Source organism: Clostridioides sp. ZZV15-6597 (assembly GCF_020657815.1).
In the GTDB taxonomy this organism is placed as follows: domain Bacteria; phylum Bacillota; class Clostridia; order Peptostreptococcales; family Peptostreptococcaceae; genus Clostridioides.
The window spans coordinates 1-13,118 of the sequence record NZ_JAGWCT010000110.1; the positions used below are offsets into that span (position 1 = coordinate 1).

The following is a 13,118-nucleotide window of genomic DNA, read 5'->3' on the forward strand; positions in this document are numbered from 1 at the left end:
ATAATGTATTTATGGAAACTTTAAAGTACTACTTAGTACTTATCGTTTTTATATGAAAGGAGATAGCCAATTGACTGACAAGCAAAAACTTATTATAACTATTGCTCAAAGAATCTTTGACCAAAAAGGTTTTCAAAATACTTCAATACTAGATATTGTAAAAGAATGTAAAATGTCTAAAGCTACTTTTTATAAACATTTTGAAACTAAAGAAAGTTTTATCTGTGAAATAATTAATTATTATGATGAAAAATTTTTAGAAATTATACATTCTATTAATGAAAATAAAGATATCCATCCATCTGAAAAATTAAAAAGAAAAATAATAGCTGTATGGGGAAATATTTTTTCTAGAACTACTATAAATACTTATGTGAGGGAAAATTTCTCTGAAGTGCAACGTAAAACGACAAGTAAGTTACAAAAAAAATCTCGTGCTAATTTATTAAATGAATATAAGTTGAGTTTATTTGATAATTATGGCAACAAAATAGAAAACATTCTATTTGATTTAGTTTTCTTACTAGATGCTCTAATTCACCAGTTTACATATATTATTCATATACAAAAAAGAGAAATAAATGTATACTTTATTGCTGAATTTACTATCCAAATACTCGATTTAGTTGTAGAAAATGCTGATAACCTAAATCCTTTAATTGAAAAATCAATGTTTTTATATGAACAAGAAGATGAAGCTTACTCTTCTCTTTATAGTAAATCATTATTTTTTAAAACAATACAGGATATAGAAGAGCTAATCAAAACAAACACTTCTCTTATTGAAAACCCTAAGTTACTAGAAGCATCAAAAAAATTATATGAAGAAGGAAAAAATCAACTATACGATTCTTTAATTATGGATGCAATGATTACATATCTAGAAAAAGAAGACATTTTGAGACCAAAAGTACTTTTATTGAATAGTATTAAAAATCAGTTAAAAAAGGAGACGTTATAAACTATGGAAATACAAAGTAATAGCAAAAACAATAAAAAAGGAAATTTGATAATAGCAATCGTAATGACTGGCGCTTTTATAAGCTCTCTTAGTCAAACATTACTGGCAACTGCACTTCCCAATATAATGTCAGATTTTAAAATTACTGCTGATGTTGGTCAGTGGTTAACTACAATTTATCTACTTATTGCAGGTATCATTATTCCTACAACAGCTTACTTGATAAATAGATTTAGTACTCGAAAATTATTTATTACATCAATGACTATCTTTTCTTTAGGATGCATTATTGCGCTTTTCTCTCGTGATTTTTCAACTATGTTGATTGCTCGTGTATTACAAGCAGTAGGTTCTGGCTCTTTAATGCCACTTTTACAAGTTATTATATTATATTTATGCCCTATAGAAAAACGTGGTACAGCTATGAGTCTAGTCGGTATTACAGTGGGATTTGCTCCAGCAATAGGACCAACTTTATCTGGATGGTTAGTAGATTCATTTGGTTGGCATAGTTTATTTTTGCTTCTTTCACCTATAGCTATACTAGATGTTATACTTTCATTTATATTATTAAAGAATGTTGGAGAAGCCCAAAAACTAAAACTGGATATACCTTCAATAATACTATCTTCTTTAGGTTTTGGTGGTTTATTGATTGGGTTTACTAATCAAGGTAATTATGGGTGGACTAATAGTGCCACATATTTACCAATAATATTAGGAATTGTATCATTAATTTTATTTACATGGCGTCAATTAAAATCTAAAGAACCATTCTTAGAATTAAGAGTTTTTAAAAATAAACCATTTCTTATTTCTACATTATTAATTATGATTGTATATGCTTCAATGATGTCTGCTACATTAATGATACCTCTATATATTCAATCTGTAAGGGGATTCTCTGCACTTGCTTCAGGTTCTTTAATGATGCCTGGTGCTATACTAATGGTTGCATTAAATCCAGTCGCAGGACGTCATCTAGATAAATATGGTCCTCACGCTCTATCAATATTAGGAACTGGATGTTTATTTTTAGGAACTTTATCTTTTGCGTTTTTAGGCAAGGATACATCTTTAATTCATGTATCACTAATGTATTGTATTCGTATGATTGGTATTTCAATGGTTCTAATGCCATTAACTACATGGGGAATTAAAACACTAGATAGAGAACTTATATCTCATGCTACAGCAATTAATAGTACACTTCGTCAAATATCTGGTGCTATAGGCTCTGCTATACTTATTACTATAATGACAACTGCTACTAAAAAAGCTCACATGAGTTCAGCTATCCTGTCTAATATTCATGGAATAGATGTGGCATTTTCAATAGCAGCCACACTTGCATTTATTGGATTAGTTATATCAATATGTTTTATAAAAGAACGACAAACTATTAGAAGTTAATATAAAAAAAGGAGGTGTCTCAAAATGAACTTTTTAGTTTATGAGGCACTCTTTTTTGTATGAAATCAAATGTATTTTCATCATTTCAACAATGAAAAAAAGGCTTATCTCTATTTTGAGACAGCCCCTTTTTTTCAGTTTGAAAAATATTGTAATCTTATAATACAGCTATTACTTCTATTTCAACTTTAACGTCTTTTGGTAATCTAGCAACTTCTACACAAGCTCTTGCTGGTTTATTTTCTCCAAAATACTCAGCATAAACTTCGTTTATAGCACCAAATTCATTCATATCTTTTATAAATACTGTAGTTTTAACTACATTTGAAAAATCAGCTCCACTTTCAGCTAATATTGCTTTAAGATTTTTTAGAGATTGAGCAGTTTGAGCTTGTACATCTCCTTCAACTACTTCCATAGTTTCTGGTACAAGTGGAACTTGTCCAGATACAAATAATAAGTTTCCAGCTTTTATAGCTTGAGAATATGGTCCTAAAGCTGCTGGTGCATCATTAGTATGCAATACTTCATGTTTCATATTAAAATCCTCCTAATTGGTTAATCTACTATACATAAAATGTATCTTCATACACTATTATACTATTTTTCTTGTATATTATATACACTTTTTATTATAATTCTATAATTTTAAAACCTTTTTCTTCTATTGCTTTCTTTATTTTCGCTATATGGTCATAATCTATTGTTTCTAATATAAATTCCGCACTTTGTTTTCCTAGAGCTTCACCTGCTGATAATTTACCTTGATTAGCACTTAAAATATTTCCACCATTCTCACTTATTATTCTAGTTAATTCAGCAAAGTTTCCTGGCTTATCTTCCATAATTGTGCTAAATGAATATCTTCTTCCTTCTTTAGCTAGAGCAACACCTATTATTCTATATAATGTATTTATATCTATATTACCACCAGATATTATACACACTACATTTTCGTCTTTTGCTGGTACATATTTACCACTTAATATTGCAGCTGTACACACAGCCCCTGCACCTTCTGAAACTATTTTTTGACTTTCCATCATAAATAATATTGATTCAGCTATTTCTGTTTCTTCAACTACTACTATTTCATCAACTAATTCATTTATTATTTCAAAAGTTAAGTCTCCAGGAGTTTTAACAGCTATACCATCAGCTATTGTACTATCATTAAATGCTGTTGTTACTTTGCCGTTTTTAATTGACTCTTTCATTGAAGGTATATTTGCAGTTTGAACACCAACTATTTTTACATTAGGATTTAATGCCTTTGCTGCAACAGCAACACCAGATATTATTCCCCCACCACCAACTGGGCATAGTATAGTATCAACCTTATTGTTTAATTGTTCGAAAATTTCAAGAGATATAGTTCCTTGCCCTGCTATAACATATTTATCATTGAATGGATGTAAGAAAGTTGCTCCTGTTTCTTTTTGTATTTCAACAGCTTTTGCATATGCATCATCATAAACTGCACCATTTAAAACTACTTCTGCTCCATAACCTTTAGTTGCACTAACTTTTGCTAATGGTGCAGTTGCTGGCATTACTATTGTAGATTTTATACCAGTCATTTTTGCGCCTAATGCTACACCTTGTGCATGATTCCCTGCACTTGAAGCTATTACTCCACTTGCTTTTTCTTCGTCTGTTAAACTTGCTATTTTATTACAAGCTCCTCTTAATTTAAAAGACCCTGTTTTTTGAAGGTTTTCACATTTATAAAAAACCTTTGCACCTGTTTTTTCGCTAAGTTTAACGCTTTCAAGTAAATCAGTTTTTTTAACTATGTCTTTAATGGTCTCTCTAGCTTCTTTCACATCTGTTAAGGTAACATTTATCATTTTATTCCACTCCCGTAAATCCAATTTTTATTTATTACTTTCTATATAATTCTATATCTTTTTTTTTTAAAAATCAACATGTAAACGATTTTTATAATTTTTTAATTAATCACAAAAAAACTAAAAATACAACAATTGAATACAATAAACACATATATTCAATTGAGTTACATTACACTAAATGATAATATTAAAATAATTTTTACCTTTTTATCAAAATAACAGTTTATTCTTTATTATTTTTACTAAAATTTATATTTATATTATTTTGTTTAATTAAAAATTGTTTTTTTTAATTCTCTTTAATAACATTAATATTACCAATCTAACCTAAAATATTTTTATAAACAACTTTAAACAAAAAGAAAGTTTTATTTTATACATTTTCATAATAATAAAACTATACCTTTTACAACAAATAAAACAAAAAAAATAAAATGCAAGTTAAATTAGAGTTTTATTTTACATAGTAATCATTTTTTATTAAAAGGTATTTTATCTTTTAACATACATTTTATAAAGCTAAATAGAGTTATTATTTTAATTTTATACTTTACTTTTTCTATAAACCTATTATAATTAAAGTATAATCATTTTAGGAACTTGTTTATTTTATTATAAAAATGTGAAACTTATTACATAAGGAGGAATTAAACATGAAAAATAATACTTATAAAGAAATCAAAAACATATATGGAAAAATAAGTCCTTTTGAATTTAAGGACAAATTAATAGATATTGCGAAACATACTGCAAATGAAAATCATAGAGAATTGCTTGATGCAGGTCGTGGAAATCCAAATTGGACTTGTTCAACTGCTAGAGAAGCTTTTTTCACTTTTGGTCATTTTGCGATTACTGAAACTCGTTCTAATTGGGATTTAGGTCATTTAGCTGGTATGCCTCAAAAAAAGGGCATTAAGGAAAGATTCTTTAAATATATAAATGAAAATATAGATATGCCTGGAGCGTACTTAGCTAGAGATATTATAAATTTTGGTATAAATGAACTTGGATTTGATGGTGATGAATTTGTTCATGAACTAGCTGATGGGATTATTGGTGATAATTATCCACTTCCAGATAGAATGTTACCTCATATGGAAAAAATAGTACATGATTATCTAGTTCAAGAAATGAAATATGATATATCAGGTAAATATGGTGATGTAGAAATATTCGCTGTTGAAGGTGCTACAGCTGCTATGTGTTATATATTTGATTCATTAATGGCAAATGAACTTCTAAAAAAGGGCGATACAATAGCTTTAATGACTCCTATATTTACACCTTATCTTGAGATACCTAATCTTCCTCGATATGATTTTAAAGTTGTAAACATAAACGCCAATGCAGTTGATGAAAAAGGTGCTCATACATGGCAGTATACTAAGAAAGAATTAGAAAAGCTTCGTGACAATTCTATTAAAGCTTTATTTGTTGTTAATCCTAACAACCCTGCATCTATAGCTATGGATGATACATCTTGTAATAATCTAATAGATGTAATTGAAAATTATAATAAGGATTTAATGATAATATCAGATGATGTATATGGGACTTTTGTAGAAGATTTTTCATCATTAATGTCAAAACTTCCTTATAACACTGTTGGAGTTTATTCTTATTCAAAATATTTTGGAGTTACAGGATGGAGACTTGGTACATTCGCTCTTCATAAAAAGAATGTTTTTGATAAAAAAATAAATGATTTAACTGGAGAATTAAAGAAATCAGTAGATAAGCGTTACAGTGATATGAGTCTTAACCCTTCTAGCCTTTCATTTATGGAAAGAGTTGTTGCTGATAGTAGACTTGTTGCTCTCAATCATACTGCTGGTCTTTCAACTCCACAACAAGTTCAAATGTCATTTTTCTCTGCATTTGCATTAATTGATAAAGTTGATGCCTACAAAAAACTTAATATGAGTATATGCCATAGACGCCAAAAACTATTGTTTGAAGCTTTAGAGCTTCCAGTTAATAAAAATAAAAATAATGCTGCATATTATACTCAGTTTGATATTGAAGAATGGGCTAAAATAAACTATGGAGAAGATTTATTCAGATTTATAAGTAAGAATGCATCTCCAGTAGATATACTTTATAGATTGGCTAATGATTATTCAGTAGTCTTACTTAGTGGAAATGGATTCTACGGACCTGAATGGTCAATTAGAATATCTCTAGCAAATCTATATGATGAAGCCTACACTAAAATAGGGAAAGCCATAAGAGAGATATTGAATAGTTATATTGCTGAATGGGAAAAAACAAAGAAATAATTCTAGTACACTGAAATATCTAAATTATGCGAATAAAAGAATTTATATAGACCTGAATAAATTTTTTTGATATAATCCTATCGGAATTATAAATTTTATTTGTGAAAGGCAGAGAATATTATGAGTATTAAGAAAAAAGTTGCCATAGTTTTTACTGGTGGAACTATATCTATGACAGTAGATGATAAAGTAGGTGCTGCTATACCAACTTTATCTGGGGAACAAATATTATCCATGGTCACTAACATTGATAAAGTTGCAGATGTTGAAGTTTTTAATTTTGATGAAATTCCAGGACCTCACATAACACCTTATAGAATGATGGAATTAAAAAATTATGTAAATGATTTATTAGCAAGAAAAGATATCACAGGAGTTGTAATAACACATGGTACTGATAGTTTAGAGGAAACTGCTTATTTTCTAGACCTTACAATTGACAACATTAAGCCTGTAATAGTTACAGGTGCTATGAGAAGTAGCTCTGAACTTGGTTATGATGGTTCAAGCAACTTATCTGCATCAGTTTGTACTGCTGTATCTAAAGATGCTATGGGTAAAGGAGTTCTTGTAGTTTTAAATAATGAAGTACTATTGGCTTCTGAAGCTACTAAAACAAATACACTTTCTTTAAATACATTTAAATCTTTAACTAGTGGTCCATTGGGAATAATCGACTGTAACGAACTTGTCCTTACAAGAGATATTGTAAATAGAACAATTATAGATACTGATAAGGTAGAATCTAAAGTTGCACTATTTAAAGCATATGTTGGAGAAAATGCAGATTTTATAAGATTTGCTGTTGATAGTGGATATAAAGGTATAGTTATTGAGGCTATGGGTAGAGGTAATATTCCTCCTCAGATGCTTTCTGGTGTTGAATATGCAAGGGAAAAAGGGCTTCCTGTTGTTATAGTTTCTAGATGCCATTCAGGTAGAGTATTTGATAGTTATGGTTACTTTGGTTCTGGTAGAGATTTAAAAAATATAGGATGTATATTTGGTGGAGACCTTCCAGGGCAAAAAGCTAGAATAAAACTTATTTTAGCTCTTGGAAAGACTAATAATATTGATGAAATCAAAGACTTCTTTGAAAAAGGAATCTATTGTTAATTATATTATTGCGTTTAGAATTTAAAATAAATTATATCATAGAGTTTAAAATAAAATTTCCCCCTACTGCAATTTTTTAATTATATTGCAATAAGGGGATTTTATTTTATAGCTTTATTTTTTTATTTATTTCACAATTTTTTTATTTATTTCACAACTATATTAACTAATTTCTTAGGAACTGCAACAACTTTAACTATAGTTTTATCTTCAACTAGAGCTTTAATTTTTTCATCTTCTAAAGCCACTTTTTCCATATCTTCTTTAGATATATTTGAGCTAACAGTTAACTTTCCTCTGACCTTTCCATTAACTTGTACAACAACTTCTATTTCATCTTTTACTAGTGCTGTTTCATCATATTTAGGCCAATCTATATCAAAGACACTTCCTTCTTGACCTATCATAGTCCATAATTCTTCACCTAAATGAGGTGCAAATGGTGAAATTATAGTTACTATTGTTTGTACACCTTCTTTTATAACTGCTTCATTTATATTATCTAGCTCCTTATATTTGTACATATCATTTATTAATTCCATAAGAGCTGATATAGCAGTGTTAAATCCAAATTTCTCACTTAAATCTACAGTAACTTTTTTAAGTGTAGAATGTATAGTATATCTCATATCTTTATCTTGAGAACTTAACTCGCCAAACTCAACATCTTTTTTGAAGACATCTGCTAACTCATCAACTAATCTATATACTCTATTTAAGAATCTAAAGCATCCATCCACACCTTGTTCTGACCAGTCTAAATCTCTTTCTGGTGGTGCTGCAAATAATACGAAAAGTCTTGCAGTATCTGCTCCATATTCATCAATTATATCCATAGGAGATACTGTATTGCCTTTAGACTTACTCATCTTAGAACCGTCCATAAGAACCATACCTTGAGTAAGTAAGTTTTTAAATGGTTCATCAAAGTCTACCATGCCCATACTCTTAAATGCTTTTACAAACCATCTAGCATAAAGTAAATGCATTATAGCATGTTCTACTCCACCTATATATTGGTCTACCGGATGCCATCTGTTAACTAAGTCTTTACTAAATGGTTCATCTTCATTTTTATTGTCTACATATCTTAAGAAATACCAAGAGGAATCAACAAATGTATCCATAGTGTCAACCTCTCTTCTAGCTGGTTTTCCACAGTGAGGACAAGTTGCTGACATAAACTGTTTTGAAGTAGTAAGTGGAGACTCTCCTTTTCCAGTAAATTCAACATCTGTTGGTAAAAGAACTGGTAAATCTTCTTTCTTAACTGGAACTATTCCACATTCATCACAATAAACTACAGGTATAGGACAACCCCAATATCTTTGTCTTGAAACTAACCAGTCTCTTAATCTATAATTAATTGTTCTCTTTCCTCTACCTTCTTTTTCTAATTTATTTATTATTCCTTCAAATCCTTCTGAAGCATCTAATCCATCAAATTCTTCTGAATTTATCATTTTATTATCTTCTGTTATTACATCTATTATATCTAGATTATATTTTTCAGCAAAATCTCTATCTCTTTCATCATGTGCAGGAACTGCCATTATAGCACCTGTTCCATATTCAACTAATACATAGTTTGCTATCCATAGAGGAACTTTTTTTCCATTTAAAGGATTTATAACATATCTACCTATAAACATACCTTCTTTTTCTACATCAGCTGCTGTCCTCTCTATTTCTGTCATAGTATGCATTTTTTGAACAAAAGCTTCAACATCTGCTTCATACTCAGTACCAGCAACCAATTCTTTAACTAGTTCATGTTCTGGAGCAAGTACCATATAAGTAACTCCATAAGTTGTATCTGGTCTAGTTGTAAATACTGTCATAGATTTGTCAGTTCCATCTATATCAAATACTATATCTGCTCCTGTACTTTTTCCTATCCAGTTTCTTTGCATTATTTTAACTTTTTCTGGCCATCCATCTAATGTATCTAAATCATTAAGTAATTCTTCTGCAAATTCAGTAGTTTTAAAATACCATTGTTCTAAGTCTTTCTTTAATACTGTTGATTTACATCTTTCACATGCTCCTTGAACAACTTGTTCATTTGCAAGAACAGTCTCACAAGAAGGACACCAGTTAACATAAGATTTTTTCTTATATGCAAGACCATGTTCTAAAAATTTCAAAAATATTTCTTGAGTAAATCTATAGTATTCTGGAGTTGAAGTTGCTACTTCTTTATCCCAATCATAGCTAAGCCCTAATAAATTTAATTGTTCTTTCATTTCTTCTATATTTTCCATTGTCCATTTATGTGGATGTATTCCATGTTTTATAGCTGCATTTTCAGCTGGCAAACCAAAAGAATCCCATCCCATTGGATGAAGTACATTATAACCTTCCATTTTTTTGAATCTTGCGACAACATCACCTATAGAATAGTTTCTAACATGTCCCATGTGTATCTTTCCAGACGGATAAGGGAACATTTCTAATGTGTAATAATTAGGTTTTTCAGTTTGTGCTGTATCCATTTTGTATTGGTTATTATCTTTCCAAATTTTTTGCCATTTCGATTCTACTTGTTTAAAATTATATACGCTCATATTTTGCCTCCTATTTTTAGTTGTGTTCAACTACTTTGTTTAATATTATTTACTTATAATTTCCAAATAATTCTTTGAAAATAAAAAATCCTCGTCACTAAACTTACGTTTAGGGACGAGGATAAATCTTCGCGGTACCACCCTAATTAGCCTACTTTTATAGACTCTCTTAGATAGCTTTTAGTCCAGCCATGGAGAATAGGTTTTAATCTAGTAAGTTCAAAGTTATATAATATTAGTTCTCACCTTACACTAACTCTCTGAAAAAATATAATCTTTTACTGCTCTAGTCTATTCAATTCAATACAATTTTTGAAATTTTCTAACTATAATAACATATATTATCATGTTTATGCTAATGTGTCAATATCTATATAAGGTGCATCTTTCCATAATTTTTCTAAATTATAAAATCCTCTATTTTCCTCATTAAATACATGAACCATTATATCCCCATAGTCAAGAAGTACCCAAGTTTGAGTTCCTTGTCCTTCTTTTCCTCTTGGCTCTAATCCTAGTTTTGCTAATTCATCTTCAACATTATCAGCTATAGCTTTTACTTGTCTTTGAGAAGATGCTGTAGTAATAACAAAATAATCACATAAACTAGAAACTTTTCCTATATTTATTATAACTGTATCTTGACCCAGCTTATCTTCTATGGCATCATATGCTATTTTTGTCATTTGTTCCACTGTCATATAAAATTTCCTCACTTTCCTAATTTAAATACACTTAGTTATTCTAACATATTAATACGATTTTGTAACATAGTCAACTTTAATTTTATTAATATGTTTGCCTTTATATAAGATTTTTATAATAACTTTTCTTTAATTAGGTAGTTTCTTGCCATAACAGTTCTTGGATGTATTTCTTCTTTTTTATTAATGACAAACATTAAAGTATTATTAAATGAAGTTAAAAGTGCTTCGTCAAGCCTACCTTCATAGGCTAATTCTCTCAATGTATCTACAACTGGAAATTTTCTTCCTTCTTCAATTAAATCTGCTATGTAAATTATTTTTTCTAAAAGAGACATATCTTCTCTTCCTGTTGTATGGTATTTAATTGCATTTATAATATCTTCATCTTCTATACCAAACTCATATTCACATATGTATGACCCTATCACACTATGAGATAGAGAGCGGTTTCCATCTTCTATTGGGTCTAAGTATATTTCATACTTATTAACATAATCCTCTACTTCTTTATCACTTAAGTATTTCGCACAATCATGAATCATCCCCGCTATATAAGCTTTTTCTTTGTCACATCCATAAATTTCACACAATTTTACAGCACATTCTGCAACATTTTTTGAGTGACTAAGCCTCCCTACTGGTAGCATTTGATTTAATCTTTGGTTAATATTCTCTAAGTTCATTTAATCATCTCCATATTGATATAGTTTATTTTCATACAAATAATTTTCTACATTTTCGGGTACTAAGTAACGTATAGACTTGCCTTCATTTAGCTGTTCCCTTATATATGTGGATGATATATCCAATGATGGAACGTAAACTGTTATAATGTCAGCATTATATTTTTTAGTCAGTTTCTCTATAGTTTCTTGTGACCTTAATAAGCTAATACCTGGTCTAGTCGCAGCTATAAAAGTAGCTAACTCAAAGTTTTTCTTTACATCTTTCCACTCTTCAACACTACAAATAGCATCTGCCCCTGTTATAAAGTAAATATCAGCATTTTTGTATTTTTTCTTTAAATATTTTAATGTATCGATTGTATAAGTCCTTTTATTTCTTTCGATTTCTATTTTTGAAACTAAAAAATCTTCATTGCTTTCAGTTGCTAGAAGTGTCATATTGTATCTATCATACTTATTTGTAGTGATACCTAATTTATGTGGTGGATTTCCTGATGGTATAAAGATAATTTTGTCAATTTCATACTTATCTCTAATAAACTCTGCTGTTGCTAAATGAGCATAGTGTATAGGGTCAAAAGTACCTCCTAATATACCTATTTTGATTTTGCCTTTATGGCGATTAAATTTCTCTAGTTTTTCAGTATTTTTCAATTCTGCCTTCTGAACTAGATTTTTACTTCTCATATTTTGTCTCCTTTTAATGTTATAATACTATTGTACCATTATTTTTTATTTCTTAAAGCTTATAAATTATTTTTTTTGGTATATAATCATATTTATATGGTAAAAAACACTTTAAAAAATAATTATTTAACATAGTTTCACTTAACTTTTTAATAAAAATAACTTTTTATTATTTTGTCTTAATTTAGATTAAATATAACGTATAATTATAAGTTTTTTATTAAATTTTATTAGTTACTTTTGTTAATATAATTACATATAAAAAAGGAGGTTATCTTTAGTTAATAAAAACATAGACAAATATAGTTATTTATAGTAAATCATAGTCAAGAGGTGATTATATGAAAAACAATAACTATAAACCAAAAAAGTTTGCAGAGTTAATTAATATTTCAGTCAGAACTCTGCAACGTTGGGATGTTGAAGGGAAGTTAAAGGCTTTTAAAACTCCAATAGATAGAAGATACTATACTTATGAACAATATTTAGAATATAAAGGAATACATAAAGAACAGGTAAATAGAAAAATTGTTATTTATACAAGAACTTCAACTTCTAATCAAAAAGATGATTTGAAAAATCAAGTGGAGTTTCTTAGACAATATGCAAATGCTAAAGGAATAATAGTAGATGAAGTTATTGAAGATTGTGGAAGTGGACTAAATTATAATCGTAAAAAGTGGAATAAACTAATTGATAGTTGTATGACTAATGAGGTAAATACGATTATTGTAACTCATAAAGATAGATTCATTCGATTTGGATATGAATGGTTTGAGAGATTTTTAGGTAAATTCAATGTAGATATTATAGTTGTAAATAATTAAAGTCTTTCACCACAAGAAG

10 protein-coding genes and 1 pseudogene are annotated in these 13,118 nt (G+C 28.8%); 5 read left to right on the forward strand and 6 right to left on the reverse strand.

Annotated elements, in window-relative coordinates; translation table 11 throughout:
• Nucleotides 1–70 precede the first annotated feature (70 nt).
• Nucleotides 71–961 carry a TetR/AcrR family transcriptional regulator gene (locus tag KGF52_RS17665; protein ID WP_227841078.1) on the forward strand — a complete coding sequence of 297 codons (891 nt, stop codon included), beginning with the start codon at nucleotides 71–73 and terminating at the stop codon, nucleotides 959–961.
• Nucleotides 962–964: 3 nt separating this feature from the next.
• Nucleotides 965–2,374 (forward strand): MDR family MFS transporter, encoded by a 1,410-nt coding sequence (locus tag KGF52_RS17670; RefSeq protein ID WP_227828164.1) that lies wholly within the window; start codon nucleotides 965–967, stop codon nucleotides 2,372–2,374.
• A 157-nt stretch (nucleotides 2,375–2,531) separates the two neighbouring features.
• Here KGF52_RS17670 and KGF52_RS17675 read toward each other — a convergent pair whose 3' ends face one another.
• Entirely contained in the window at nucleotides 2,532–2,912 is a 381-nt protein-coding gene (locus KGF52_RS17675) for a RidA family protein (protein ID WP_227432527.1), read from the reverse strand.
• A gap of 94 nt (nucleotides 2,913–3,006) precedes the next feature.
• On the reverse strand, nucleotides 3,007–4,224 hold the full coding sequence (gene ilvA / locus KGF52_RS17680; protein WP_227841079.1) for a threonine ammonia-lyase: 1,218 nt from the start codon (nucleotides 4,222–4,224) through the stop codon (nucleotides 3,007–3,009).
• 656 nt (nucleotides 4,225–4,880) lie between these two features.
• Here ilvA and aspD point away from each other — a divergent pair.
• Together aspD and KGF52_RS17690 are read left to right on the forward strand one after the other, a co-directional pair.
• Nucleotides 4,881–6,509 carry an aspartate 4-decarboxylase gene (aspD, locus tag KGF52_RS17685; RefSeq protein ID WP_227841080.1) on the forward strand — a complete coding sequence of 543 codons (1,629 nt, stop codon included), beginning with the start codon at nucleotides 4,881–4,883 and terminating at the stop codon, nucleotides 6,507–6,509.
• A gap of 120 nt (nucleotides 6,510–6,629) precedes the next feature.
• Nucleotides 6,630–7,625 carry an asparaginase gene (locus tag KGF52_RS17690; protein ID WP_227828161.1) on the forward strand — a complete coding sequence of 332 codons (996 nt, stop codon included), beginning with the start codon at nucleotides 6,630–6,632 and terminating at the stop codon, nucleotides 7,623–7,625.
• Between the two features lie 146 nt (nucleotides 7,626–7,771).
• Here the strand turns inward: KGF52_RS17690 and leuS are convergent, their stop codons facing one another.
• From leuS to nadD, 4 genes are all read right to left on the reverse strand, one after another.
• Nucleotides 7,772–10,192 carry a leucine--tRNA ligase gene (leuS, locus tag KGF52_RS17695; protein WP_227841081.1) on the reverse strand — a complete coding sequence of 807 codons (2,421 nt, stop codon included), beginning with the start codon at nucleotides 10,190–10,192 and terminating at the stop codon, nucleotides 7,772–7,774.
• 350 nt (nucleotides 10,193–10,542) lie between these two features.
• Nucleotides 10,543–10,893, reverse strand: coding sequence for a ribosome silencing factor (rsfS, locus tag KGF52_RS17700; RefSeq protein WP_227432522.1), 351 nt, complete (start codon nucleotides 10,891–10,893; stop codon nucleotides 10,543–10,545).
• Between the two features lie 116 nt (nucleotides 10,894–11,009).
• A complete protein-coding gene (yqeK, locus tag KGF52_RS17705; protein WP_227841082.1) occupies nucleotides 11,010–11,582 on the reverse strand; it encodes a bis(5'-nucleosyl)-tetraphosphatase (symmetrical) YqeK in 573 nt (190 codons plus the stop codon).
• Nucleotides 11,583–12,272, reverse strand: coding sequence for a nicotinate-nucleotide adenylyltransferase (gene nadD, locus KGF52_RS17710; protein WP_227841083.1), 690 nt, complete (start codon nucleotides 12,270–12,272; stop codon nucleotides 11,583–11,585).
• Nucleotides 12,273–12,613: 341 nt separating this feature from the next.
• On the opposite strand from nadD, the pseudogene KGF52_RS17715 reads away from it, so the two are divergent.
• Nucleotides 12,614–13,096 (forward strand): annotated as a pseudogene (locus KGF52_RS17715) (IS607 family transposase); the annotation flags it as partial.
• Between the last annotated feature and the right edge of the window lie 22 nt (nucleotides 13,097–13,118).